This window comes from Morganella psychrotolerans (assembly GCF_001676155.1).
Classification (GTDB): domain Bacteria; phylum Pseudomonadota; class Gammaproteobacteria; order Enterobacterales; family Enterobacteriaceae; genus Morganella; species Morganella psychrotolerans.
In genome coordinates this window covers 48,097-74,582 of the sequence record NZ_LZEW01000003.1, presented here as the reverse complement: position 1 = coordinate 74,582, position 26,486 = coordinate 48,097, and the positions used below count along the sequence as shown (strand labels likewise).

Sequence of the window (26,486 nt, the reverse complement as noted above, 5' to 3'; positions counted from 1 at the left end):
ACAGAATTTGCCTGGCGGCACTAGCGCGGTGGTCCCACCTGACCCCATGCCGAACTCAGAAGTGAAACGCCGTAGCGCCGATGGTAGTGTGGGGTCTCCCCATGTGAGAGTAGGGAACCGCCAGGTTTTACATTAAGTGAGGATGCAGAAATGCATCAGTCACGCAAAGATATGCGGAGCGGTAGTTCAGTTGGTTAGAATACCTGCCTGTCACGCAGGGGGTCGCGGGTTCGAGTCCCGTCCGTTCCGCCAACAAACATTAACCCCGATAGGAAACTATCGGGGTTTTGTGTTTTGTATGAAATAAATTCACCTTGAGGTTTTACTCTCGACATCATGACGGTTTTTCGTTATTTTCAGATGTCCAGATGTCCAAAATAACAAGGAGAATAACCTGCCATGCCAATCCGTATCCCTGATGAACTCCCCGCAGTGACTGATCTTCGTGATGAAAATATCTTTGTAATGACGTCTTCGCGGGCACAGTTTCAGGATATCCGACCGCTGAAAGTCTTGTTTTTAAATCTGATGCCGAAAAAAAATAGAAACAGAGCTGCAATTTCTGCGGTTATTGTCAAACACGCCGCTTCAGGTGGATATTCAACTGCTCCGTATCAGTCATCATGAATCTAAAAATACACCAAAAGCACATTTGGATGCCTTTTATTGTGATTTTGAGGAGATCAGGGAACAGAATTTTGACGGATTAGTTATCACAGGCGCACCACTCGGATTGGTTGACTTTAATGATGTCAATTACTGGCCGGAGCTTGATGAAATAATTCGCTGGTCGCAAACGCATGTTACATCAACACTTTTTGTTTGCTGGGCTGTGCAGGCGGGACTGAATACCTTATACAATATTCCCAAACAGACATTGAGTGAAAAACTCTCAGGCGTATACCGCCATACAACATTGATGCCGCATGCGTTGCTGACCCGCGGGTTTGACGGACAATTTTTTGCTCCGCACTCCCGTAATGCTGATTTTCCGGAATCGATGATCCGTGATCACGCGGATCTTGATATTCTTGCCGTGTCAGAAGAGGCAGGTGCGTATTTGTTTGCCAGTAAAGACAAACGACAGGTCTATGTTACCGGGCATGCGGAATATGATGCCGATACATTAGCGAATGAATATTGGCGGGATGCTGATGCCGGGTTAGCACCTGAGCTGCCGGTAAACTATTTTCCGGGAGACGATCCGCAACAAACGCCGGTTTCAAGCTGGCGCGGACATGGGCATCTTCTCTACTCTAACTGGCTGAATTATTGTGTTTATCAGATAACGCCCTTTGATCTGAGTATCATGAACCCCAGCCGGGACTAAACTGAAAATGCCACCATTGCGGTGGCAAAAACAGATCGAGTCTGAATAATCAGGCTGTTGCACCGGCAACGGCTTGTGCAGCCAGAGTTGTAATACGCGCATAGTCACCATCACGGATAGCATCCGCAGGCACCAGCCAGGATCCACCGACACACAGCACACTGTTGAGTGCGAGATAATCACGATAGTTACTCAGACTTATTCCGCCTGTCGGGCAGAACCGGATATGCGAAAACGGACCTGCGATTGCTTTCAGGGCGCTGACGCCGCCGTTAGCCTCTGCCGGGAAAAATTTAAAGTTATCCAGTCCGTAATTCATGCCTGTCATTAATTCGGATACTGTTGAAATTCCCGGGATCAGCGGAATCGGTCCGTCCACAGCCGCTTGCAGCAGGGCATCCGTCAGGCCCGGACTGATAGCAAACTGCGCACCCGCTTCTGTAACCGCTTTTAATTGTTCCGAATTAGTCACTGTACCTGCGCCGACAATCGCTTCAGGCACTTCCTGTGCTATAGTGCGTATTGCATCAATGGCGCAACTGGTGCGTAATGTCACTTCAAGGACACGCACTCCCCCGGCGATCAGCGCGCGGGCCAGCGGCACAGCCTGGTGCAGTTCATCGATCACAATAACAGGCACAACGGGTCCTGCTGTTAAGATTGAATTTGCACTTATTTTCCAGTTATTCATTATTACTCTCACTTTTATCATCAAATCTAAAAAAGGTTCAGAAACGGATACAGCAGGCACCTTCTTCCGCACCGGACAGTTGCGTGCGCAGTGCACCGAATAATTCGCGTCCGGTTCCTTCATGTTCAGCACTGAGATCCGGTTGTTCGGCTTCCCGGGTGGCTAAAATAGTCTCATCGACAAGCAGTGTCAGCTCGCCGGTCTGTCCGTTGACCCGGATAAGGTCACCTTCACAGACTTTTGCCAGTAACCCGCCTGTACAAGCTTCCGGGGTAACATGGATAGCAGAAGGCACTTTGCCTGATGCTCCGGATAAACGCCCGTCAGTAACAAGCGCCACGTTATAGCCTTTGTCCATCAGCACACCCAGCGGCGGCATCAGTTTATGCAACTCAGGCATTCCGTTTGCCTGCGGACCCTGGAAGCGCACCACCACAACACAATCCTTATTCAGTAACCCGGCTTCAAAGGCAGGAACGATGTCATGCTGGCTGTTAAAAATCATGGCGGGTGCTTCAATCACCTGATTACCCACCGGGACCGCAGATGTTTTCATTACTGCACGCCCCAGGTTTCCATTCAGTACCTTTGTGCCGCCATGAGAAGAAAATGGAGTGCAACCTTGTGCGATGACACTGTTATCCAGGGTATTGATCGCGCCTTCGCGCCATTTCAGTTCCCCGTTATCCAGCCACGGCTCCTGTGTATAACGGGATAAACCATATCCGGCGACAGTATGGACATCTTCATGCAGCAGCCCCAGGCCGAGTAATTCGCGGATAATCAGTTGTAATCCGCCGGCGGCATGAAATTGGTTAATATCCGCCGGGCCATTCGGATAGATGCGACTGAGCAGCGGCACAATATCTGACAGTTCAGAAAAATCGTCCCAGTTAATAATAATACCGGCAGCAGCGGCAACCGCGACCAGATGCATTGTCAGATTGGTCGATCCGCCGGTTGCCAGCAGACCAACAATGCCGTTTATGATTACTTTCTCATCCACCAACTGACCAACGGGCAGATAATTACCGCTGTTCTCCGTAAAGCGGACAACCTGCTGCGCTGCCGCGTCAGTCAGTGCAGTACGCAGCGGTGAACCAGGCTGGATAAAGGAAGATCCCGGCAGATGCAGCCCCATGATTTCCATCATCATCTGATTAGTATTTGCTGTGCCATAAAAAGTACAGGTTCCGGCTGAATGATAAGACGCCGCTTCGGCATCAAGCAGCGCCCGGCGATCGGCTTTTCCTTCAGCAAATAACTGGCGCACCCGTACTTTTTCTTTATTCGGCAGACCGCTGGTCATGGGACCGGCAGGAATAAAAACAGACGGCAGATGCCCGAAAGAGAGTGCCGCCATCATCATTCCCGGAACAATTTTGTCGCAGATCCCTAAGTACAGTGCGCCATCAAACATATTATGGGATAAACCGATGGCGGCTGACATGGCAATCACATCGCGGCTCAGCAGCGACAACTCCATACCATCCTGACCCTGAGTTACTCCATCACACATTGCAGGAACACCACCTGCCACCTGACCAATTGCTCCGGCGCGGTGTAGTGCTGCCCTGATTTGCTCCGGATACTGTTCATACGGCTTATGAGCTGACAACATATCATTATAGGCGGTGATAATTGCGATATCGTTGTGCGCCATATTACGTAACTGTTGTTTCTCTTCCGGCTGGCAGGCGGCAAAACCATGCGCCAGATTTCCGCAGGCTAACTGACCACGGTGAACTGTTTTACTGCGCGCGGTGCTGATTTTTTTCAGATAACGGGTGCGGGATAAGCGCGAACGCTCAGTAATACGGGCAGTGATGTCTGAAAGGCGCTGATGAACCGGCGGATAAGCTGAATGTGTCATGATGTTGTCTCCCGGCTGGGTATCTGCCGTACTGTTTCAATGTCGGCAGTATCATTAATATGCATTGTTACCGGTAACATTTACACAGACCAAAGGGTTCTTGCAACTGTTCGGCGCAATTCATACCAGGAAGTATGATCAACCTCAAATTTTAGCTGAAACGAGAAAGCTTTCGGTGCAGATCGAATAACCGGGAAAATCCGGTTGTGCGGGTTTGTTGCAGGCTTCAACATGAAAAACGCTCAGGTTGGTCTTTGATGTACTCAGTAAAAGCTGTGTTAGTATAGACGTTCAGACGTCTGTTTAAATCAGGGTAATACGGAGTGGAGTCAGAACATGGATAATAAATTCAGCGAATTAAAAGAAATACTCACCAGGCGGATCCTTATTCTGGATGGTGCAATGGGGACAATGATCCAGCGCTATGCACTGAATGAAGCCGGTTACCGGGGGGAACGTTTCGCTGACTGGCCTGTGGATCTGAAAGGCAATAACGATCTTTTATCCATCACTCAGCCGGATATTATCCGTGAAATCCATCTTGCCTACCTTGAGGCTGGTGCAGATATCATTGAAACCAATAGCTTTAACTCCACTGTTATTTCAATGGCGGATTATCAGATGGAGTCCCTGTCTGATGAAATCAATGAAGCGGCGGCAAAACTGGCGCGTGAGTGTGCCGACGAATGGACGCGAAAAACGCCGGAGAAACCCCGCTATGTTGCAGGCATTCTGGGGCCGACAAACAGAACAGCCTCTCTTTCCCCTGATGTGAATGATCCCGCTTACCGCAATGTTTCCTATGATGCACTGGTTGATGCCTACCGCAGTTCCGTGCGGGCGTTAGTCCGTGGCGGTGCAGATATCATTATGATCGAAACTATTTTCGATACACTCAATGCCAAAGCAGCAATTTATGCGGTAGAAACTGAATTTGAAGCGTTGGGCATCAAACTGCCGGTGATGCTTTCCGGCACTATTACGGATGCCTCCGGGCGGACACTGACCGGGCAGACAACCGAAGCATTTTATAACTCCATGCGTCATATCCGCCCGCTCTCTTTCGGGCTTAACTGCGCCCTGGGTCCGGCAGAATTACGCCAGTATGTTGCGGAGCTTTCGCGGATTTCTGAGTGTTATGTCAGTACGCATCCCAATGCCGGTCTGCCGAATGCGTTTGGCGGGTACGACCTGGATGCGGCAAACATGGCGGGATATATCCGCGAATGGGCACAGTCCGGGCTGCTGAATATTGTCGGTGGTTGCTGCGGAACCACCCCGGAGCATATCCGCGCGATTGCGCAGGCAGTTGCGGATATCGCGCCGCGTGTTCTGCCGGAGCGCCCTGTAGCCTGTCGCCTGGCGGGTCTTGAACCGCTGACAATTGATAAAAATTCACTGTTTGTGAATGTGGGCGAGCGGACAAACATTACCGGCTCTGCCCGTTTCAAGCGGCTGATTAAGGCAGGGGACTATCAGGAAGCGCTGGCTGTTGCGCGCAGTCAGGTGGAAAACGGCGCACAGATTATTGATATCAATATGGATGAGGGCATGCTGGACTCTCAGGCGGCGATGGTGCGCTTTCTCAATATGGTGTCCGGTGAACCGGATATCGCCCGTGTGCCGGTTATGATTGACTCCTCAAAATGGGAGGTGATTGAGGCGGGACTGAAATGCGTCCAGGGCAAAGGTATTGTGAATTCCATCTCCCTTAAAGAGGGAGAAGCCGTTTTTATTGATCATGCCAAAAAAGTGCTGCGCTATGGCGCGGCTGTGATTGTGATGGCATTTGATGAAACCGGGCAGGCGGATACCCGTCAGCGCAAAGTGGAGATTTGTCAGCGCGCATACCGCATCCTGACAGAGAAGGTCGGTTTTCCGCCGGAAGATATTATTTTTGACCCGAACGTTTTTGCAGTGGCAACGGGGATCTCTGAGCACAATAACTATGCGGTTGATTTTATTGAAGCCTGTAAGGAGATCAAAGCCACATTGCCCCATGCCATGATTTCCGGCGGGGTATCGAATGTCTCTTTCTCTTTTCGCGGCAACGACCCGGTGCGTGAAGCTATCCACGCCGTATTCCTCTATTACGCCATCCGCAACGGAATGGATATGGGGATAGTTAATGCCGGGCAACTGGCGATTTATGATGATTTACCGCCCGCGCTGCGTGATGCCGTCGAAGATGTAGTTCTGAACCGCAATAATGAGGCAACAGATCGTCTGCTGGCGCTGGCAGAGGAATTCCGTGACAGCAAAGGAGATGAAATTGCGCCGCAACTGGCGGAATGGCGTGGATGGGAGGTGGAAAAACGGCTGGAATATGCGCTGGTAAAAGGGATCACCGAATTTATTATTGAGGATACCGAAGAGAGCCGTCAGCGTGCTGCGACCCCGGTGGAGGTGATTGAGGGCCCCCTGATGAACGGTATGAATGTTGTCGGTGACCTGTTCAGCGAAGGTAAAATGTTTCTGCCGCAGGTGGTGAAATCAGCCCGGGTGATGAAACAGGCGGTTGCTTATCTTGAGCCGTATATTAAGGCATCAAAAGCCAGCGGCAGCAGTGCCGGTAAGGTGCTGCTGGCAACCGTGAAAGGCGATGTTCATGATATCGGCAAAAATATTGTCGGCGTGGTGTTGCAGTGCAATAACTATGAAATTATTGACCTCGGCGTTATGGTGCCGTGCGAAACCATTCTGCGGACAGCGATTGAAAAGAAAGTCGATATTATCGGCTTGTCAGGGCTTATTACCCCGTCTCTTGATGAAATGGTGCATGTGGCAAAAGAGATGGAGCGCCAGGGCTTCACACTGCCGTTACTGATTGGTGGTGCGACGACATCCAAAGCGCACACTGCCGTAAAGATTGAACCGAATTACAGCGGTGCCGTAACCTATGTCCAGAACGCGTCGCGTACCGTGGGTGTGGTGGCGGCATTACTGTCAGATAAACAGCGGGATGACTTTGTTGCCCGTACCCGTAGAGAGTATGAAGTGGTCCGCGACCAGTATGCCCGCCGTCAGCCGCGTTCGGCTCCGGTGACATTGGCGCAGGCGCGGGAAAATGCAGTGGTGATTGATTGGGATAGTTATACGCCGCCGCGTCCGCAATTTGCCGGGGTAAAATCAGTCAGTGCGCCGATCTCTGTTTTGCGCCGTTATATTGACTGGACTCCGTTCTTTATGACCTGGTCACTTGCCGGAAAATACCCGCGCATCCTGAAGGATGAGGTGGTCGGGGAAGAAGCAACGCGTTTATTTCAGGATGCAAACGCCATGCTGGATGAGCTTGATCGCTCCGGCTCATTGACTCCGCGTGGCGTTGTCGGGATCTTCCCGGCAAACCGCATTGGTGATGATATTGCAGTGTACCGGGATGAATTGCGTGAGGAAATTTTGCTGTACAGTTGTCATCTGCGCCAGCAGACACAAAAGAAAGATAACTTCCCTAATGCCTGTCTGGCAGATTTTGTCGCACCTGAAGGAATTCCTGATTTCCTTGGTGCTTTTGCAGTGACCGGCGGGCTTGAGGAAGATGAATTAGCGGCCGGGTTTGAAGCAGCTCATGATGATTATAATAAAATCATGGTAAAAGCACTCTCAGACCGCCTGGCGGAAGCGTTTGCTGAATATCTGCATGAGCAGGTGCGTAAAACCATCTGGGGTTACAGTCCGGATGAAGACCTGGATAATGACGCCATGATCCGTGAAAATTATCAGGGGATCCGCCCGGCACCGGGCTATCCGGCATGTCCTGAGCATACGGAAAAAAGTAAAATATGGGATCTGCTGGATGTTGAAACCCGTACGGGGATGCGCCTGACAGAGTCTTATGCTATGTGGCCGGGGGCATCAGTTTCCGGTTGGTATTTCAGCCATCCGCAAAGTAAATATTTTGCTGTCGCACAGATTCAGAAAGATCAGATTGAGGATTATGCCGCGCGCAAAAATATGCCGGTTAAAGAGCTTGAACGCTGGCTGTCGCCGAATCTGGGTTATGACCCGGAAGATTGATATCACAGCCCCGAAAGGGGCTTTTTTCTGCGGATTTTCCGGATATATAAGCCTTATCAGTCTCCTGTCCGGGTTTGCGTTAACTACCCGGAGATGCCCTGAGTATAGTGGATAGTGCAACATTCAGTTGCTCTGCTATCAGTACAAAAGGAGATAATATGAAATCGTTTTTGCATTACCGGCTGGTTATTTTTGCTGCCCTGATAACATGCGGTATATTTACCGGCAGTTGTCGGGCTGAAACTGACATACCGTGTTCACCGCTTTCCATGCATGTCTCCCGTGAGATCGGGGATAGAATATGCATCAGTAAGCATCGGGTTTCTGTGTGTCCGAAAATGTGTCATTCGGTAAACGGACATGAGGAAGGCATTAGTTCTTCATGTTTTAAAAAAGGAGAACCATTTGGTGAAAAAACAGAATTTCAGATACGTGTCTTCATCCCTGGAAGTTGTGAACTGACCCTTCCGGTTGCAGTAAAACCTGCCACTGAACAGTGATGTGATATTACTCAGGATAACCGGCCGGTATCCTTTTGTAGCAGATCTGTTTTTATTCTCCTTATTATCTGTCGGAAATGATCATGTAATGTGATGGTCCGGACCTTGTCATTGTCTTTTTCATCCCCATTTATAAACAAGGAATTATGCCGTACTATGGCCATTATCAGCCTCAGTCGGGCATATCAGATTCAATCATAACGGGAGTGATGAAATAATGTACCGCTTCTATATTCAGGATGCTCTACCCGCCGGGTGCCTGCCGGCTTATACGCTGCCTAAACCGGATCAGCCTCACTATTATGAATTGGATGAAAATATCCTGAATGCTGCGCTGAACATTATGCAGATAACGGATGTTCTGGATACGGACGATCTGCTGGATGATGACTGTTTTAATCATATCTGGCTGAAAAGTGAATTAACCCCTGCCCGTGCATCAGAAGTCTATCATTTTCTGTCAAAACAACAGCTTGTCGATCCTATTCCGTCACCGGATGAAATTGCTGCGTTTAAACAGGCGCGGGAAGATGAAATTGCTTTGCTGAGTCTGCGCAGCCCGAAAGACGGGTGTATTCCTGTACATAAATTTGCCACACAGGATGCCTGGCGGATAGTTCCGCAAGAATGTCTGTTGATTGTGGAGATGCTCAATGATCATTTACTGGATGATCATAATGAAGTGGTCAAAAATATTGCATCACTGTGCCACATTACACATAAAACCCTGGAGCACGCCCTGAAAGGCTGGCGCGGGTTTAATGAATTTGCTGCAAAACATGGCGGTTATAAGGTCTGCTGACAGGGCGTATGCCCGTTTTTCTGCGGGCAATATGAAACAGCGGTATTATTACGCTAAATAAGTAAATTAAATTAATGATAATGGAAGCGGTTATTCATAGCACCTTGTCTTAGTTAGTATAAATCACTTTGCCGATGATATATTAAATATATTTATGTTGTTTTGCGAAAATATGATTTTAAATGATGGAAAGATTGTTCTGTTTCCTTATAATTCGTACTGAGGGATATGGCTGATAGCGAGAAACAGTTCATTATCATTTATATTTCCTTCCGTGATCGTCTTACTCTTCTTCATATTTTGGAGCTGTCAATATCGTGATGACAGGGACAGTAAACGATATGCTATGTATCGACAATACTTGTCACTTTTGTTCTTTGTTGATTAATCTCTGTTCGTGTGAATTAATCGCCTGACATTAATATCGTCAGGCGTTTTTTTTTGTTTTTTCTACTATCTGCAAACTTCTGCAAACTTCTGCAAATTACTGACCGGACTTTCGGAACAAATCACGGTGCAGGGCGCGGATAATATTTTCAGCATCATTGCCCGGTACCAGCAGACACATGTTATGTCCGCTTGCTCCATAGCTAATCATCCGGATATTAAACGGCTCCAGCGCGCTGAAAATCGTTTTACCCAGCCCGTGTGCCCGCGTCAGTTCATTACCAATCACCGCGACCAGCGCCAGATTTTGCTCAACTTCAATACGGCACAGGGATGATAATTCTGCGGTTAATTCTTCACTCAGTAATGCACCGTTTGTGTGAGTTGAGCCGACCGTATCCAGCGTTAACGCAATGCTGACTTCAGAGGTTGTAATGACATCCACTGAAATATTGTGGCGCGAGAGAAGGGTAAAAATCTCTGCCAGAAACCCGCGTGCATGAAGCATTTTCAGGCTGTGCAGTGTCAGCAGGGTTTGCTGGCGGCGCAATGTCAGTGCACGGAACAATGGCGGGTTCGGATCATTGTCACACACCAGTGTGCCGCCTGCGCCGCTCTCTTTACTGGAGCCGACAAAGACCGGAATCCCGCTGCGTACCGCCGGAAGTAATGTGGCCGGGTGCAGAATTTTCGCCCCGAAGTTTGCCATTTCTGCGGCTTCATCAAAGGTAATATGATTAATAGGATAGGCATCCGGCACAATGCGGGGGTCTGTGGTATAAATTCCCGGCACATCTGTCCAGATATCCACCCGCTGACAGTTGAGCGCTTCTGCCAGAAGTGCGGCGGTATAATCGCTGCCGCCGCGTCCGAGCGTGGTGGTGCGATCCCGGCTCTCCCGTCCGATAAATCCCTGAGTGACCACCACGCCGCCTGCCAGCAGAGGGGCAAGTATCTGGTCACACCGGGTGCGCAGCACGGCGGTATCAGGCTCGGCACGCCCGAAGCAATCATCCGTCTGCATAACATCCCTGACATCAAACCATTGTGCCGGAGCGCCCTGCTCACGGAGCACGTCAGTAAACAGCAGAGTCGACATTATCTCGCCGTGGCTGACAATTTCATCCACCAGTGCGCTGGATGTTGCCAGTGCCGCCGCATCAGATAAGGTTGCAATATTACTCAGCAGGCGGGCAATTTCTGTTTGCAGCGCCGTATTTTCAGGAAGTTGCGACAAAATAGCGTATTGCACGTCGCTTATCTGTTTCAGGTGTTTTTCACGTTGTGTACGGGAGCATCCCTGTGCTAATTCGATGAGTGCATTTGTGATACCTGCTGAAGCTGATAAAACAACCAGCGCCACACCGGGGCTTTGCAGAACGACCCCGGCACTTTTGCACATGGCTTCATAATTTGCCACGCTTGTACCACCGAATTTTGCGATTACCTGCAGGCTGGTGAGGAAGATGCCGACGCCATAATGAATTCCTTATCCCGTAAAATGAAAAATGTGAGCTGTGTTACACTGATAGAATTATCTGTATTACCTGAATGAGTCAATATTGATTAGCGGATAATCAATATCTTTCATAATAGCGGCTGAATTATCGTTTTTTGCGATAGTCGGTTCAGCACAGGATTTGGCTCCGTTTTTTGAGCAATATCACGGAATGACAGACGTATAACACCTTTATCGTCAGGACAGAGTACACTTTGTTGACACGATTCAGTTTTTCAATGAGAAGAGAGCTGCAATGAAAAATATTAACCCCGTCGATACTGCGGCCTGGAAGGCGCTTGAACAGCATTACAGCGAAATAAAATCTGTGCACATGCGTGATTTGTTTGCGCAGGATGATAACCGGTTCAGCCGTTTCTCGGCAGCATTTGGTGAAGAGATGCTGGTGGATTACTCGAAAAACCGCATCACGCAGGAAACATTGGATAAACTGCTTTCACTGGCTGAAGAGTGTGATGTGCGCGGGGCAATCCGCAGCATGTTTTCCGGTGAGAATATTAACCGGACAGAAAACCGTGCCGTGTTACATACCGCGCTGCGCCACCGGGATAATACACCGGTTATGACTGACGGGCAGGATGTGATGCCGCAGGTGCGGGCTGTGCTTGAAAAAATGCGTCTGTTCAGTGAGCGGATTATCGGCGGCGGCTGGAAAGGTTATACCGGAAAAGCGATTACCGATGTGGTTAATATCGGTATCGGCGGTTCAGATCTGGGTCCGTATATGGTAACAGAAGCCCTGAAACCGTATAAAAATCATCTGGGTATGCATTTTGTCTCCAATGTTGACGGCACACATATTGCGGAAACCCTGAAAACTCTGAACCCGGAAACCACACTGTTTCTTATCGCCTCGAAAACCTTTACCACACAGGAAACCATGACAAACGCCCATTCGGCGCGTGATTGGTTCCTGGCAAAAGCGAAAGATGAATCGGAGGTTGCAAAACACTTTGTGGCGCTCTCCACGAATGCGGAAGCAGTCGCAAAATTCGGCATTGATACTGACAACATGTTTGAGTTCTGGGACTGGGTCGGCGGGCGTTATTCTTTATGGTCGGCGATTGGTCTGTCCATTGTGCTGTCTGTCGGTTATGACAATTTTACGTCATTGCTGGATGGCGCGTATGCCATGGATACGCATTTCACCCAAACAGAATTTTCACAAAATATCCCCGTACTGCTGGCGCTGATCGGTCTGTGGTATAACAATTTCTTTGGTTCAGAGACAGAAGCGATTCTGCCGTATGACCAGTATATGCACCGGTTTGCCGCGTATTTTCAGCAGGGCAATATGGAGTCCAACGGGAAATCGGTTGATCGCAACGGAAATGTTGTGACACAGCAGACCGGACCGGTTATCTGGGGAGAGCCCGGAACCAACGGGCAGCATGCGTTTTATCAGTTGATCCATCAGGGAACCAAGCTTATTCCGTGCGATTTTATCGCACCGGCGCAGAGCCATAATCCGCTGGGGGATCATCACAACAAACTGTTGTCGAACTTCTTTGCTCAGACGCAGGCGCTGGCATTCGGTAAAACCCGTGAGCAGGTGGATGCGGAGTTTGCCGCACAAGGCAAAAACCCGGCAGATATGGAGTATGTGGCACCCTTTAAAGTGTTTGAAGGCAACCGCCCGACAAACTCTATTTTACTGAAATCGATTACGCCGTTCAGTCTGGGTGCACTTATCGCTATGTATGAGCACAAGATTTTTGTTCAGGGCACGATCATGAATATTTACTCGTTCGACCAATGGGGCGTTGAACTGGGTAAACAGTTGGCAAACCGCATTCTGCCTGAACTGGCGGACAGCTCGCCGGTGGATAGCCATGATGGTTCAACGAACGGATTAATCAACCGGTTCAAAGACTGGCGTTAATTAAATCTCTTCAGAGCATATAAAAAGCCACGTTCATCTGAACGTGGCTTTTTAATATCAGAAAATCAAAGTGTCTGTTTTCGAATCAAAGGATCCCTTTGAATTCATCACAATTAAATGTTTGCGATACATTATGAGTCATCTTGATTTGCTCTGTGCTCAGATACAGGGTTTCTTCCTGCTTTGGTGTGTAGCTTGTCCACAGAGGTAAACCTTCTGCATTCGGATTTCCGTTTTTTGCAAAATTAGTCCAGTAACCAACCATGGCTGATGAGAGAACTTGCTGTTTTGCATTCAGTGGATTCAGTGAACCGGTTGCTCCGCTGAAATCACGGAAAATATATTGCAGATCACTGGTGTGAGCGGCGTTATACGGGAAGGATACTTTTTTAGCAAACTGCGGTGCGGTTTTATCAGCAAATTCGTAGCTGTATACGGCACTTCTTTCCGCCAGCAGATTATTGATAAGTGGTGTCCGGCAGATAAATTTTGCCCGGCCAAAGAAATCGGCATAATTCTGCCCTAAATTCGCTTTTGTATCCGGTAAATCAGCGATAGTCATCAGTTTGTCAGCATCTTTTTCACCGAAAAATGCAGTTAAACCACCACGATAGCTTTGTTTATCAATAGGTTTACCTGAATCCAGCTCCATCATTGCGGCAAAGAATGATCCTTCATTAGTATTAAAACCATTGATAACAGGTACTTGATTATATTGACCTGTACGGAATGCCTCTTCCAGAGAGAGCGGCATGACTTCACCATCAGTAACAACCTGTGCGGTTGTCATGTAGTTCACACCTTTGTCCAGGATGGTTTTAGTCGGTACAGCACGTAAGCACTCAGCAATTTTTTCATTGCTCATGTCGGTACAGCCTACATTTTTTGCTACTAATTCACCAATCTCAGTGGACTCTTTAATGGTTGGCTGAACGAGAGAAAATGAACCACTGGAAATAATCGCTTTCTGGAATAGTCCTTTAGCGGCAGGTGACGCCATTTGTGCCAGTACACTGTGCCCGCCGGCTGATTCACCGAAGAGAGTGATGTTCTTTTTATCACCGCCGAAGGCATCAATATTTTTGTTTACCCAGGACAGTGCTGCCTGTTGATCCATTGTACCGTAGTTAATGGTTCTATGACCTTCATGTGCAAGCGCCGGATGTGAAAAGAATCCGAACATGCCCAGGCGGTAATTCATGGTAACAACAATGACATTGTCCGCGATCAATTCAACCGGATTGTATTCATTACCGGAGCCGGAACCCAGACCGCCGCCCGGGATCCACACCATTACCGGAAGCTTGGCGGAATCTTTTTTATTGATACCCGCCGGAGTATAAACATTAAGGTAAAGGCAGTCTTCACTGTCACTTGTTGGTCCGAAGCCACCTAATGTAAGTTTTGTCGCACAAGTATTACCGAAATGATCGGCTTTCAGTACGTCTTTTCGGTTTGTGGCTTCAACCGGCGGCTGCCAGCGTAAGTTATTAATCGGAGGCTGAGCATAGGGGATGCCTTTATATTGAAAATAACCGTCTTTCAATACACCCTCAATAGCTCCCTGCTGTGATTGCACAACCGGTGATGATGATTGAGCAGATGTAGCCATTGGCGTTACCAGTGTTGCCAGCCCGGTTACTGCAAAAAATGCAGATAAGCATCGGTTGCGGGTTTGAGATTGCATAATATTTCCTTTTTATTTGATTGAAGCAAAGGAATAGTCATTTGCATGGCATCACTTGCTTATTATAGATAATAATATGCATATCGATTATTATTTTGACGCAAAATGCTTAATTAATATATTTATTGAGTGTTATGTTTTGTTAAGATTTTTGTGGGGTTATTGTTGTTACATTTTTTTGAAAAGAGGAGCGCTATGGGTAGCATTGGTAGTTGTTTGCCTTCAGCCCGCGGGGTCACATAGTTTATTTATGCTCCCGCCGGTCTTCCCTGCCTGCATCCTGAATGGCGGTGGGTATATGACAAAATATTTTCATCAACTCACTCATTTTACCCCTGATTTTGTTAAAGTGTATCCGGACACTTATCATGCTTCCTGTTCACCGGATAAATAATGGTTTGTATGACCAAAACACGTAATTTCATCTGCAAATACGGGAACAAAAAGCGGATCGACACCACGGAGTTTCATGAGTGGAAACAAAAATAATACCCACGCCGCCGATCCTCTGGCTTGATAATGCGGATACGATCCCCGCAATAGTACTGGATTGGCTGGTAGAATTAGGATCGATGACCCGGCGTTTTGAACAACACTGCACAGAAGTGACGGCAGCGCCGTATTGTGAACGCTATATTTCCCGCGATGCACTGACGGAAGAAGAGCAGATGAATCTGCCCGACAGTGCGCGTTACTGGTTACGGGAAGTGGTGTTGTACGGTGACGGGATTGCCTGGCTGACCGGCAGGACAGTCGTGCCGGAAGAGACGCTGACGGGTGAAGAGCGGCAATTATTGCAGATGGGCAATGTGCCTCTCGGGCGCTATTTATTTACCAGTGGCTGCCTGACCCGGGATCATATCCGCTTCGGTCGGTCAGAACATAACTGGGCGCGCTGCTCGCGGTTGCGGCTTGCCGGTAAGCCATTGTTACTGACTGAAATTTTTTTGCCGGAATCTCCGGCATACGCGGTAAGCGAACATCATGGAGAAGATTAACGTGGAACAAAGCATGGTGCATCGCAAATGGCAGGCATACAGCCGCCTGATGCGGATAGATAAACCTATCGGCGCCCTTTTATTGCTCTGGCCGACGTACTGGGCCTTGTGGATTGCCGCCAAAGGAATTCCTGACTGGCGGATCCTGCTTATTTTTACGATTGGCGTATTCAGTATGCGTGCTGCCGGTTGTGTGATTAATGATTTCGCTGACCGGAAATTTGACGGTGCAGTGGAGCGGACAAAAAAACGACCGCTGCCGAGTGGCGATGTTACTGAAAAAGAAGCCAAGATTTTATTTGTGGTTCTGGTCATTGCGTCGTTCGGGCTGGTGCTGACACTCAATACCATGACTATCTGGCTGTCTGTCGCAGGGCTGGCACTGGCCTGGGTGTATCCGTTTGTCAAACGGGTCAGCCATCTGCCGCAGGTGGTACTGGGTGCGGCATTCGGCTGGTCGATCCCGATGGCGTTTGCCGCCGTCAGTGAATCCCTGCCGGCGGTGTGCTGGCTGTTGTTTGCTGCCAACATTGTCTGGTCACTGATTTATGATACACAGTATGCAATGGTGGATCGCAACGACGATATAAAAATCGGCGTGAAATCGACAGCAATTTTGTTCGGGCGCTTTGATAAAATGATTATCGGAGCATTACAGTTAGTGATGATTTTAATGCTGCTATGGATTGGCGTGATGGCTAATCTTTCGGGGATTTTCTATTGGTCGTTGCTGCTGGCGGGGGCTTTATTTGTGTATCAGCAGAGATTGATGGCTGATCGCGAACGCGACCCGTGTTTCCAGGCATTTATGAATAATAACTATGTCGGGTTTATTTTGTTTCTCGGCATGCTGGTCAGTTATCTGTAACCACAAATAACGGGCAATAAAAAAGGTGATTGGGAAAACCCAATCACCTTTTTTTTGTTCTCAGAACTGATCAGTTCTGAGGTGTTTTATCGTCATTATTATCTGCATTATCTGCCGGTAATAGCGCGTCAGGCTCTTGTGGTGCGGTTTCGTCGTGCTCCGCTTCCAGACTGACACTCTCAATGGTCAGACGTACTTCCGGTGACATCAGCTCCGCCAGCACGTTGTAGAACGTCTGTGCATTGGCTTCAATGATGTCATCACTGTCATTGATGTAACCTTCTTCGCGCAGTGTGCCGACCAGAGTCGCGAACACAGCTTTATCAAAGAATTCCGGTGCATTGATCCCGTGCAGGACAGACAGGCGCTGTGCCAGCGTCCGGCTCTCTCTTTCCAGTGTTGAGCGGCTGATTTCCGGTGTGGCATTCAGCAGCGACAGTGTGATCGCATAACGTTGCAGCGTTTCACGCACACCGGCGGCCAGCAGTTGTAACGGACGGATACGTGCCGGGTTAATCACCAGCATGTTATCGTCTTTACGACAGAGAAGCTTCTGACGGCACAGCTCATCAATAATGGTATCGAGAATATCCGGCAACTCTTCCCGGCTGTAGCGCATAAATAATTCTGCTTTCAGCAGTGGATAGATCATGCCGATATGTTCACGGATTGTATCAATGCTGATACGGCGGTGATGAATAAGAATACTGGCGATAAGCGACGGGAGTACCAGCATATGCAATATGTTGTTCCGGTAATATGTCATCAGAACGGCCGTTTCACGCGGGAGGACGATGATATCGCCGAGGCTATCTTTCTCAACCTCAAACTTATTCATCTGCAATGCGTGTTCCAGCAGTGCTTCTGCCGTTTTGTCCGGCGTGGTGCTGTCCGGTGAGTAAGGCACATTGCGCAGCAGTTGCAGATAGCAATCAAGCTGTTCAAGCAGCTGTTCGCGGGTCAGTGAGCGCTGACGTGATGCGAGCAGGGCAGTGGTACACAGATTGATGGCATTTGCGGCGGCAGCATTATTGATGTTAACCATAATATTACCTGCCAGCGCAGTTGCTGTTGGTGTCAGCCAGGACGGGCGCTGTGGCTCGACAGGGTCAATCGCGTCGCGCCAGTCAGGCACCCGGCGGGTCAGATACTGGGACAGCGGAATTGGCTGACCGAAGTTCACATAACCCTGACCGAGATTACGCAGCTTGCGCAGTCCGCGCACCATCTGCATAAAACCTTCTTTCTGCTTGGTGGCACCACGCAGCTCTTTTGCGTAAGTACCCACTTCCATCACATGCTCATAGCCGATATATACCGGTACCAGGGTAATAGGGCGGGAGTCACCGCGCAGCATCGCCTGGAGTGTCATGGAAAGTGTGCCGGTTTTCGGCTCAAGCAGACGACCTGTCCGTGAGCGTCCGCCTTCGACAAAGTACTCAATCGAGTAGCCGCGTGAGAACAATTCACTCAGGTACTCGCGGAAAACTGTGGAGTAGAGTTTATTGCCTTTGAAGCTCCGGCGGATAAAGAATGCCCCGAGACGGCGGAAAATCGGACCGGCAGGCCAGAAATTGAGGTTAATCCCCGCAGCAATATGCGGCGGCACCAGCCCCTGATGATAAAGCACATAAGAGAGCAGCAGATAGTCCATATGGCTGCGGTGGCAGGGAACATACACTATCTCATGACCATCCTGCGCCAACTGGCGTACCCGCTCGGCGTTATGGACATTCAGCCCCTGATACAGGCGGTTCCATGTCCAGCGCAACACCCGGTCAGCAACGCGCAGAGCATCGTAAGTGAAGTTTGCTGCCACTTCATTCATCATCGATACTGCGTTTTGCCGGGCTTTTTCAGGGGTGATTTTTTTTGGTTTTTGCTTCGTCTTCAACTGCTTTTTCAATCACTTTGGATTTCAGCAGTTTATTAAATAATTCCTGACGAACCGGCAGTTTCGGACCGATTGCCGCCATGCGCTGGCGTGAAAAGTGAATACGGGCGACACGGGCCAGTTTATTAGCAATAATAGTGTCAGTGCCGTGCTCTGATGCCATCGCACCCATGGAAACCGGCTGAGAAAAGCGCACAAAGCTGTCGCGTCCGAGCCAGATAACGGCAAAAAATTTCTGAATACCGTTTAATAAGCGCAGGTGCGGTACGCCGTTGTGTCCTTCGCGTCCCGGAGAGCGTCCGAACATCACAGAAACCGGCAGCATCTGAATATCCAGCGCCGGATTATTGCGGTGCAGATCCAGATACGCATGGAAAATATTGACCGAATCTTTACGCGGATTCAGGGCGTAATAACGGAATACCCGCGGGCCGTCATCGATAAAGACATACCCGGGCAATGTGGTATTACCAATGGTATTATCTTCCAGCGGATCTGGCAGACCTTGTGCGAGGCATTGGCGGCGCAGCGTGAGTAAGTCAGCCTTAGAATGATAAGGGAGAACATAGAGTGTCGGATGTTGTGTATCCAGCCCCAGTTCGTTGACCGGATCCGTCGGGATCGGCTTGCTTTTTACCAATAATTTCAATGGTAAACTCAATGCGTTATAGTATATTTTACGCCAGAGTGACATAAATGTATGAAGCCTCTTGTTGATAATTCGCGCTCAGCATACCAGAAAGGCGAAGCCGGGTCTGTGTTACACCAATAATAACGCAGTGAAAAATCAGCGGCAAATTTTCAGATAATCAATGAATAAACAGTGACCAAAATGAAGAAAAATACCGGTTTTATACGTGTAATTAAAGCAGCAGGTTATTCCTGGAAAGGGCTGAAAGCCGGATGGCAGCATGAAGCAGCTATCCGTCAGGAGTTGCTGGCACTTGTTCCTGCTGTGATTATTGCGTTTTCATTATCTTTCTCTGCCATTGAGCGGATTTTACTGGTCGGGTCCGTGGTGCTGGTGGTGGTGATTGAGTTGCTTAACAGTGCGATTGAAGCGGTTGTTGACAGGATCGGTACAGAATACCATGCGCTTTCCGGGCGGGCGAAAGATATGGGATCGGCAGCGGTGTTTGTTGCGTCATTACTCGGGTTGTTTATCTGGATTATGCTGTTTATCGGCTATTTTCAGCGCCTGTGACAGACTATTTTTTATGAAACATGCAGTTGTGCGCGTATTTCCCTCATGTTGTGGTTCCCAATCCTGAAATACCTGTATATACTCACAGCTTGACTGTATAAACAAACAGGGGGCGGAATGAAAGCACTGACGGCACGGCAACAACAGGTATATGACCTGGTACGTGACCATATTGCGCAGACGGGCATGCCACCAACGCGTGCAGAGATTGCGGCCCGCCTGGGTTTTCGCTCTCCGAATGCGGCGGAAGAGCATCTGAAAGCACTGGCGCGTAAAGGCGTAATTGAAATTATCTCGGGAGCATCCCGGGGGATCCGTCTGCTTATGGAAGAAGAAGACGATGCAGGTTTACCTCTGATTGGCCGCGTGGCTGCAGGTGAACCGTTGTTAGCGCAGGAACATATCGAAAGCTATTATCAGGTTGACCCGTCACTCTTTAAACCCAGCGCAGATTTTTTGCTGCGGGTGAATGGCATGTCAATGAAAGATATCGGTATTATGGATGGTGATTTACTTGCGGTGCATAAAACCCAGGACGTGCATAACGGCCAGGTTGTGGTTGCCCGCATTGAAGATGAAGTTACCGTTAAGCGGTTTAAGAAAGTAGGCAATAAAATTGAGCTTCACGCTGAAAATGCAGAGTTCAGCCCGATTGTTGTCGATTTACGGGAACAAAGCTTTATTGTTGAAGGTCTGGCTGTCGGGGTTATCCGTAACAGCGACTGGAACTGATTCAGCGATTGGGATTGGTTAATACGCAAAATCGCTTAAAAAACCACAGCGTGCCGGAGACGGAACCTGTGGTTTTTTGTTATTCAGCGCCCGCGTTTATGCGGCTCTTCGTGGTCGTGCAGACATTTATCTCTGTGTGTGCAGGATTCGATATCATAGCAGGGTCGGCAATAGCCGTGCGCTTCAATCACACTATGGCGGATATGAAACTGCGCGGCATCTGCCAGCAGATTAATTTGTGAATCAATCTGTTCACCATCCCGCTCAGTCACACTATTGCAGCGATCACAGATAAATAAAACAGAGGTGTGGCTGGGTTTATCAAAATGCGGACACATAACAAAGCTGTTTGTTGATTCAATTTTGTGGATAAACCCTTGTTCCAGCAGAAATTCCAGTCCGCGGTAAATGGTCGGCGGTTTTGCCTGCGGCTCTGTTTCCCGTAGTAAATCCAGTAATTCATACGCACTGATGGCGCCATGCTGCCCGGCAATCAGTTGTAAGATAGCTTTACGCTGAGAGGTCATGCGCACACTGCGTGATTGACACAGTGCTTCTGCTTTTTTTTAATAAAGATGTTATATCAACAGGTTGCATGACGTTGCCTTCCGTTAACCAATAAATAGATAAACGACTCACTCTAGCATGAATTCCGGCAGAATAACCGGAACCGGTACTATTTTGTCGAAAAAACTGCTGTCGATTCAGGGCAAATTATGTTGAGCTTTCAGGGGGCAGACACAATAAAACGAATAATAATCAAATGAAAGGATGCAATAACACTGTGGAGTGTTATTGCTTCGGGATGAATTATATTATCGGTACGGGCAGTAGGGTCCCGGTATCGTGCAAAAAGGTATTCTCCTCCGGCAGGTGATGGTGAATAAAGAAGAGCAGACCATCGTCTATAAAATAGTAGGGCGAGGTATTGAATACCCGGGAGATCCTCAGAATAATATCTAATGAAATTTTGGTACTGCCATTCTCATAGCGGGATATCTGCTGTTGTGATACGCCAATCATCCCGGCGAGTTCAGTTGATGTGATACCGGTTAGTTTACGTATCTTGCGGATCTGTCCGCCGATCATTTTGTACATCTCGCTGATGCTGGTGTTCAGGTTATTATCTGTTTTATTACTCATTATCATCTGTCAGTCTGGTTAATTACATATTAATGTTTGTCAAATTAAAGGCTATTCTTCATCACAACGGGTATCATCAAAAAAATAATTAACATTAATATTCAGGACGTCAGCGAGCATTAATAGCTTATCAAGCGGAATTAAACTCGCCCCCGTTTCATATCGGGATAGCTGTTGCTGTGAGATATTAATTTTCATTGACAGTTCTCTTCCTGTCAGGCATCGGGAAATACGCTGACACTTTATTTTTTTTGCCAATAAACATCGCCAACTCATATTTATCATATGTTGTCATAAATTATTTTAGATAAACGGTTGTCATTAATAATATTGAAATTTAACTTGACGGATTTGTTTCCTCAAAGGGGGTCTTTAAAAAGTATAATCGATACCATTTTAATATGTAATATATACAAAAAATCAACAAAATATAAACATCTACCCGGGCGTAACTAAGTATGAACACTGTAACCTCAACTATTTCATGTTGTTATGGATAATTCATGGGTTTTAACATCTTACATGAATGACGGGTAAGGGGAATATTCTGATATTTACTCGGGATTATACCTAATATAAAGATATTGATGCTGGATATGTGTACATAATGGGTGATTAAACTACTACGACAGATTTTGCCATCATGGTTGATGTGGTGAGTAACAAATACCGGATACATCACAGCTTATAAGCAGATTTGTTAAATCCATTGAGCGGATACCAGTATCGATGATAGATCAAATAATATAAAAAATTTCCATAAATTATAAAAATAATTTCATTATTTTTTCGTTTTTTTAGCAAATACATATAAATACACCTGTTTATAAATAGGTGGTTATATTAACGTAATATTGACAGGTTATTCTATTTAATTATCCTGGCTTGATTGGTTGTTATTTTATTTGTACATCATGTGGGTGTTATTTTATGGTAATAATGATATTTGTTAAAAACAAATAAAATAATATTCCTGTGTAATAATGTCGTATTCACCAAGTTATTGGTAATAACACCCGGAAAGTGAAATTGTTGAAAAAAGTAGTATTTAGTGTATTCTTCATGTTTGTCAAAGAATTAGCGAATTATTTATTATATGCGAAATCTATTACCTTTATTACTTGTTATGGTTTTGCTCGGACCATTAGGTATCGATCTGTACTTGCCGACTATCCCTGCGATTGCAAAAGGATTAGGCAGCAGCGAGTCACTGATCCAGTCAACAATATCCTTATTTATTCTTGTATTAGGCTTGGGGCAGTTGGTAACCGGCTATCTTGTTGATCGGTTCGGGCGCAGGCCGATGGCTGTCATCGGTATTATTTTGTATATATCCGGCTCTCTGACAGCGGTATTTTCTGTCACACCCGCGATGTTTATTATTTCCCGGTTATTACAGGGACTTGCTGTTTGTTGTACGTCTGTCGTTGCATTCAGCAGTGTCCGTGATTGTTTTAACGGCAATGAAGCGGCTCGTGCCTTTGGTTTTTTTAAACGGAACATTAAATATTGTTCCTGCATTAGCGCCGTTATTGGGTGGGATATTAGCTGAATATTACGGATGGAGAGCACCTTTCGGATTCCTGACATTATATGCCGTCGTAGTACTGGTACTTATAGCCAAATATCTCCCTGAAACCAGACCTGTAAATAAAGGTGAGGCAAAAGAAAAACCGCTTAAAATTATGATTTCAATTTTATGCAATAAGCGGTTTTTAATATTTTCACTGGTAAATGCCGGTACAATGGGAATGGCTTTAACGTATGTCTCCCTGGCACCAACAGTATTAATGGGGGATGCAGGGCTTAGTCCGCTGCTATTTTCAGTTGTCTTTGGTTTTAACGGATTCTGGATCATGGCTGTGAGTATGGTCGCTAACCGTATTATTCAAAAAGCCGGCCGTCCTGTTTGCCTGTTTACCGGTGGTGGAATGATGATTGCGGGCTGTGCCGCGTTGGTAATAAGTTTATTTCTGATGCCCGCTGATATTCAGCGCCACTGGCTGGTGTATATGTTACCTGTGGTTATTTCATGTTCAGGACTGGCATTTATTATGGGTCCGGCAACCAGTTATGCACTGGAACCTTATTCAGAGACCGCCGGTGTTGCTTCGGCATTAGTCGGATTTATTCAGATGGCGGGCGGTGCATTTTTCGCCCTCCTCGCAATAGCATCGCCGTTACCGCCAAAATCAGCGCTGGCGATTGTTATGCTGTGTGGCGGACTGCTGGCGTGGAATGCATACCGGGTCAGTAAGAATGAACAGATAAGAAAGGAATGTAGTTAACAAAGACATTAATATCAGTAAGTTAATGAATTTCTCATCACAAAATAAAACCCGGCGTTTTTCCGGGTTTTATTTCTGATACAGTCACTGTTACCAATGATAAGAATAACTCAGACCAACTTGTGCAGCATCATTACTGTAATCTGTCTGATGCCATCCGATATTTGCTCTTACTGTTGAATTTGGCGTCATATTGATATTTACAGCAGCATAGGCGTACGGTTTTACATCTTGTGAATCACCGTTATCAAAAGCATACGCGCCGATATAATCGATACGTCCGGTAAATTCATCTCGTTTATTATCCAGGTTAATATCCGCCCCCGTACCACCGCTCAGAGTGACGTATTGTGTCAGGATATGCTGTGCATCCAGTCCTAATTGCAGATCAGTGCTTTTATTTCCCATGCGGCCATAGGTTGCAGGAAATTCTGCATTGTGGTTCTCGGTATATCCTTTGCGGGTAACATCATGATAGCTGATAGCCGCAACCGGTGTCAGCAGGGTTTCATCACTGATATTGATGCCGTAACTGGTGGTAAATTTAAACCGGTATGCGTCTATAGATGAATCACCCCGTCCGGCTTCTGTATTGGCCAGTTTTTCGCGCTGAATGGTAATATCCTGATTTAAAAATGCACCGGAAATTTCTGCGCTGAATCCGGCGTTATTTTTATTCTCCTGGTAACGGATAAATGCACCGACTCCCGGGTTATTACTGCCACGTGTGTCATATCCGTCAACCAGGTGTGTATTATTCGCAAAATTCATTGATACTCCGGTGATCCAGTTTTCGGCCGGTAACCGGAAAGAACCAAATAAACCGGTGGCGGTTCTGTGGCTACTGCTGACATTATCAAATTGAGTGAATGCACCGACACAATAATTACTGTCACCAATCTGGCAGCGACTGTCTGACAGGGAATATAATGCGCTCTGGTAAAGGTCTAAAGCATTAAACGCAGTCTGGCCTGTTTTCAGCAGCGTTTTTTTAGACTTATCTTTATCTATTATTTTGATGACGGGATCGATTATGTCTTCTTTTTTAAGTTTCCAGAGAACGGCGTGAGTTGTTTTATCATCTGTTTCAGCGAATCCGGCGATAACACGGCCGTCTTCAGAAATAATATTGGCTTCTGAACGCCCCAGTTTGTCGGAACGTAATGTACCGAGGTTAACCATTTTCCCGGTATTTTCATAATGTATAAACGCCTGCTCGCGGATTGAATCCAGATCGGTTTCTGAGCTTCCGACAACAATGCGACCATCACCGGACACAGCTAAGGCAGAGGAATTGCCGGTATTATCTGCACGTAAAGAGCCAAGCCCTGTCATTTTTGCATCGCCCGCATTCAGGCGAAACGCCTGGCTTGCATTATTATCTGTAGCGGCGTTCCCAACAATGACCCGACCGTCGGGTGTTATCGCCCGTGCGGTTGAATTACCGCTGTTGTCATTGCGCAGTGTTCCAAGCCCGGTCATTTTGGCATTGCCTTCAACATGGCGGAATGCCTGTATGTCCATATTGTCAGTGGATGCGGAGCCAACAATGATACGACCGTCAGCACTCATCGCCAGTGCCCATGAGTTTTCTGTATTATCCGCTCTTAATGTGCCGAGTGCCGTCATTCTGGCATCGCCTTCATTATGGCGGAACGCCTGGATTAATGTACTGTTACTGGCTTTTTCATGAGAATAACCGGCAACAACGCGTCCGTCAGCGGAAACGAGAGTTGCATTTGAGTTTCCGGAATTATCATCCCGCAATGTGCCCAGGTTGGTTATTTTTGCATCCCCTTCATTGTGGCGGAATGCCTGTCCGTAAAAGCCGTCGAGGTCACTCTGCGCTTCCCCCACAACAACCCGCCCGTCGGCACTGGTTGCCCGTGCATACGATTTACCGGAGTTGTCCGCACGGGATGTGCCAAGTTCTGTCAGTTCGGTATCACCGCTGCGCCAACGAAATGCACGGCTATCGCCGTCATCACCCTCAACGGTACCGGTTATAACCTGTCCGTCTGTCGATATTGCCAGCGCATGAGAGATAACCACGGTGTCTGTCCGGAAATTTTCAATATCGGTCATTTTGCCGTCAGCAACATTGTAATAAAATGCATGGGGTAAGCCGTAATCACTATCTGTCCGGTAATCACCCACTATAATATTGCCGTCAGCAGATATCGCTTTTGATGTTGAGTGTGCGTTATCACCGGAACGTTTTGCACCAATGTCTGTGATATCTATTTTGTCGCCCGGTTGTAATCCGGTAGTTTTTATTTCAGGTAATGGTGCTGCAACGGCACTGATAGATAACAATGCAGAAGCCGTAGTAATAATATATTTTTTCATTTTATTAAATTATCTCACTCATTATAAGTCATTCTATGACTATGGAGTTATAAATATAAATATAAATATTTAGATGATGGTGTGATTATATATCCGTTCTGCGCGCAAAATACGTTAATTTCCCTGTTTATCTTATGTGTGACGAATATTAATCCGGTTGGTCTGTTTGTCTGGTGCAGTTTAGTTTATTGTTTTTCCCTCACTCATAAAATGATGATTAATTTAGATTTACTTACCTTGTGTTCAATCATTTTTTATATTTAGGCGTTATTTTTGTGAAAAATAAAGGTCACTATATGATTTGGTTGTCCTATAGTAATTA

15 protein-coding genes, 1 tRNA gene, 1 rRNA gene and 3 pseudogenes are annotated in these 26,486 nt (G+C 47.2%); 11 read left to right on the top strand and 9 right to left on the bottom strand.

Going from position 1 to position 26,486, the window contains the following annotated elements; translation table 11 throughout:
* Nucleotides 1–10 precede the first annotated feature (10 nt).
* From rrf to metA, 3 genes and pseudogenes are all read left to right on the top strand, one after another.
* A 5S ribosomal RNA gene (rrf, locus tag AYY16_RS09050) occupies nucleotides 11–126 on the top strand.
* A gap of 49 nt (nucleotides 127–175) precedes the next feature.
* Nucleotides 176–252 (top strand) — tRNA-Asp (locus AYY16_RS09045).
* 147 nt (nucleotides 253–399) lie between these two features.
* A pseudogene (gene metA / locus AYY16_RS09040) lies at nucleotides 400–1,330 on the top strand (homoserine O-succinyltransferase MetA).
* Nucleotides 1,331–1,379: 49 nt separating this feature from the next.
* Here metA and AYY16_RS09035 read toward each other — a convergent pair.
* Both AYY16_RS09035 and edd read right to left on the bottom strand, forming a co-directional pair.
* Nucleotides 1,380–2,021, bottom strand: a complete 642-nt coding sequence (locus AYY16_RS09035) for a bifunctional 4-hydroxy-2-oxoglutarate aldolase/2-dehydro-3-deoxy-phosphogluconate aldolase (RefSeq protein ID WP_067365293.1) — start codon at nucleotides 2,019–2,021, stop codon at nucleotides 1,380–1,382.
* A 37-nt stretch (nucleotides 2,022–2,058) separates the two neighbouring features.
* The gene (edd, locus tag AYY16_RS09030) at nucleotides 2,059–3,894 is read right to left on the bottom strand and encodes a phosphogluconate dehydratase (protein WP_067365290.1); all 1,836 of its coding nucleotides are present in this window, start codon (nucleotides 3,892–3,894) and stop codon (nucleotides 2,059–2,061) included.
* A 336-nt stretch (nucleotides 3,895–4,230) separates the two neighbouring features.
* On the opposite strand from edd, the gene metH reads away from it, so the two are divergent.
* Both metH and AYY16_RS09015 read left to right on the top strand, forming a co-directional pair.
* Nucleotides 4,231–7,911: a methionine synthase gene (gene metH / locus AYY16_RS09025; protein ID WP_067365287.1), complete on the top strand. Its 3,681-nt coding sequence runs from the start codon at nucleotides 4,231–4,233 to the stop codon at nucleotides 7,909–7,911.
* 717 nt (nucleotides 7,912–8,628) lie between these two features.
* A complete protein-coding gene (locus AYY16_RS09015; RefSeq protein WP_067365281.1) occupies nucleotides 8,629–9,213 on the top strand; it encodes a hypothetical protein in 585 nt (194 codons plus the stop codon).
* 484 nt (nucleotides 9,214–9,697) lie between these two features.
* Here the strand turns inward: AYY16_RS09015 and lysC are convergent, their stop codons facing one another.
* A complete protein-coding gene (gene lysC, locus AYY16_RS09010) occupies nucleotides 9,698–11,002 on the bottom strand; it encodes a lysine-sensitive aspartokinase 3 (RefSeq protein WP_156664980.1) in 1,305 nt (434 codons plus the stop codon).
* Nucleotides 11,003–11,354: 352 nt separating this feature from the next.
* On the opposite strand from lysC, the gene pgi reads away from it, so the two are divergent.
* Nucleotides 11,355–13,001 (top strand): glucose-6-phosphate isomerase, encoded by a 1,647-nt coding sequence (pgi, locus tag AYY16_RS09005; protein WP_067365277.1) that lies wholly within the window; start codon nucleotides 11,355–11,357, stop codon nucleotides 12,999–13,001.
* An 85-nt stretch (nucleotides 13,002–13,086) separates the two neighbouring features.
* On the opposite strand, the gene AYY16_RS09000 is transcribed toward pgi, so the two are convergent.
* Complete coding sequence (locus AYY16_RS09000) at nucleotides 13,087–14,688, bottom strand: carboxylesterase/lipase family protein (protein ID WP_067365274.1); 1,602 nt, start codon at nucleotides 14,686–14,688, stop codon at nucleotides 13,087–13,089.
* Between the two features lie 473 nt (nucleotides 14,689–15,161).
* Here AYY16_RS09000 and ubiC point away from each other — a divergent pair, with 473 nt between their 5' ends.
* Nucleotides 15,162–15,686: a chorismate lyase gene (gene ubiC / locus AYY16_RS08995; RefSeq protein WP_067365271.1), complete on the top strand. Its 525-nt coding sequence runs from the start codon at nucleotides 15,162–15,164 to the stop codon at nucleotides 15,684–15,686.
* Nucleotides 15,687–15,699: 13 nt separating this feature from the next.
* Nucleotides 15,700–16,554: a 4-hydroxybenzoate octaprenyltransferase gene (gene ubiA / locus AYY16_RS08990; protein ID WP_067365316.1), complete on the top strand. Its 855-nt coding sequence runs from the start codon at nucleotides 15,700–15,702 to the stop codon at nucleotides 16,552–16,554.
* Nucleotides 16,555–16,624: 70 nt separating this feature from the next.
* Here the strand turns inward: ubiA and plsB are convergent.
* Nucleotides 16,625–19,142: pseudogene (gene plsB, locus AYY16_RS08985) on the bottom strand (glycerol-3-phosphate 1-O-acyltransferase PlsB).
* Between the two features lie 138 nt (nucleotides 19,143–19,280).
* Between plsB and AYY16_RS08980 the strand changes: the two are divergent.
* Nucleotides 19,281–19,652 (top strand): diacylglycerol kinase, encoded by a 372-nt coding sequence (locus tag AYY16_RS08980; protein ID WP_067365313.1) that lies wholly within the window; start codon nucleotides 19,281–19,283, stop codon nucleotides 19,650–19,652.
* A 117-nt stretch (nucleotides 19,653–19,769) separates the two neighbouring features.
* Nucleotides 19,770–20,384, top strand: coding sequence for a transcriptional repressor LexA (lexA, locus tag AYY16_RS08975; protein WP_067365269.1), 615 nt, complete (start codon nucleotides 19,770–19,772; stop codon nucleotides 20,382–20,384).
* An 83-nt stretch (nucleotides 20,385–20,467) separates the two neighbouring features.
* Here the strand turns inward: lexA and zur are convergent, their stop codons facing one another.
* The 3 genes from zur to AYY16_RS08960 all read right to left on the bottom strand — a co-directional run bounded on the left by zur (nucleotide 20,468) and on the right by AYY16_RS08960 (nucleotide 21,725).
* Nucleotides 20,468–20,911: a zinc uptake transcriptional repressor Zur gene (gene zur / locus AYY16_RS08970; RefSeq protein ID WP_235846265.1), complete on the bottom strand. Its 444-nt coding sequence runs from the start codon at nucleotides 20,909–20,911 to the stop codon at nucleotides 20,468–20,470.
* Between the two features lie 283 nt (nucleotides 20,912–21,194).
* Nucleotides 21,195–21,527: a helix-turn-helix domain-containing protein gene (locus AYY16_RS08965; RefSeq protein WP_067365263.1), complete on the bottom strand. Its 333-nt coding sequence runs from the start codon at nucleotides 21,525–21,527 to the stop codon at nucleotides 21,195–21,197.
* A gap of 51 nt (nucleotides 21,528–21,578) precedes the next feature.
* Nucleotides 21,579–21,725 carry a helix-turn-helix domain-containing protein gene (locus AYY16_RS08960; protein WP_235843677.1) on the bottom strand — a complete coding sequence of 49 codons (147 nt, stop codon included), beginning with the start codon at nucleotides 21,723–21,725 and terminating at the stop codon, nucleotides 21,579–21,581.
* An 898-nt stretch (nucleotides 21,726–22,623) separates the two neighbouring features.
* Here AYY16_RS08960 and AYY16_RS08955 point away from each other — a divergent pair.
* A pseudogene (locus AYY16_RS08955) lies at nucleotides 22,624–23,815 on the top strand (multidrug effflux MFS transporter).
* Nucleotides 23,816–23,905: 90 nt separating this feature from the next.
* On the opposite strand, the gene AYY16_RS08950 reads toward AYY16_RS08955, so the two are convergent.
* Entirely contained in the window at nucleotides 23,906–26,164 is a 2,259-nt protein-coding gene (locus AYY16_RS08950; RefSeq protein ID WP_067365260.1) for an autotransporter domain-containing protein, read from the bottom strand.
* Nucleotides 26,165–26,486: the final 322 nt, after the last annotated feature.

Bases quoted from the DNA above. Each gene is read 5' to 3' on its own strand.
- AYY16_RS09035 (WP_067365293.1), bottom strand. From the start codon at position 2,021: ATGAATAACTGGAAAATAAGTGCAAATTCAATCTTAACAGCAGGACCC.
- edd (WP_067365290.1), bottom strand. From the start codon at position 3,894: ATGACACATTCAGCTTATCCGCCGGTTCATCAGCGCCTTTCAGACATC.
- metH (WP_067365287.1), top strand. From the start codon at position 4,231: ATGGATAATAAATTCAGCGAATTAAAAGAAATACTCACCAGGCGGATC.
- AYY16_RS09015 (WP_067365281.1), top strand. From the start codon at position 8,629: ATGTACCGCTTCTATATTCAGGATGCTCTACCCGCCGGGTGCCTGCCG.
- lysC (WP_156664980.1), bottom strand. From the start codon at position 11,002: ATGTGCAAAAGTGCCGGGGTCGTTCTGCAAAGCCCCGGTGTGGCGCTG.
- pgi (WP_067365277.1), top strand. From the start codon at position 11,355: ATGAAAAATATTAACCCCGTCGATACTGCGGCCTGGAAGGCGCTTGAA.
- AYY16_RS09000 (WP_067365274.1), bottom strand. From the start codon at position 14,688: ATGCAATCTCAAACCCGCAACCGATGCTTATCTGCATTTTTTGCAGTA.
- ubiA (WP_067365316.1), top strand. From the start codon at position 15,700: ATGGTGCATCGCAAATGGCAGGCATACAGCCGCCTGATGCGGATAGAT.
- AYY16_RS08980 (WP_067365313.1), top strand. From the start codon at position 19,281: ATGAAGAAAAATACCGGTTTTATACGTGTAATTAAAGCAGCAGGTTAT.
- lexA (WP_067365269.1), top strand. From the start codon at position 19,770: ATGAAAGCACTGACGGCACGGCAACAACAGGTATATGACCTGGTACGT.
- zur (WP_235846265.1), bottom strand. From the start codon at position 20,911: ATGACCTCTCAGCGTAAAGCTATCTTACAACTGATTGCCGGGCAGCAT.
- AYY16_RS08965 (WP_067365263.1), bottom strand. From the start codon at position 21,527: ATGAGTAATAAAACAGATAATAACCTGAACACCAGCATCAGCGAGATG.
- AYY16_RS08960 (WP_235843677.1), bottom strand. From the start codon at position 21,725: ATGAAAATTAATATCTCACAGCAACAGCTATCCCGATATGAAACGGGG.
- AYY16_RS08950 (WP_067365260.1), bottom strand. From the start codon at position 26,164: ATGAAAAAATATATTATTACTACGGCTTCTGCATTGTTATCTATCAGT.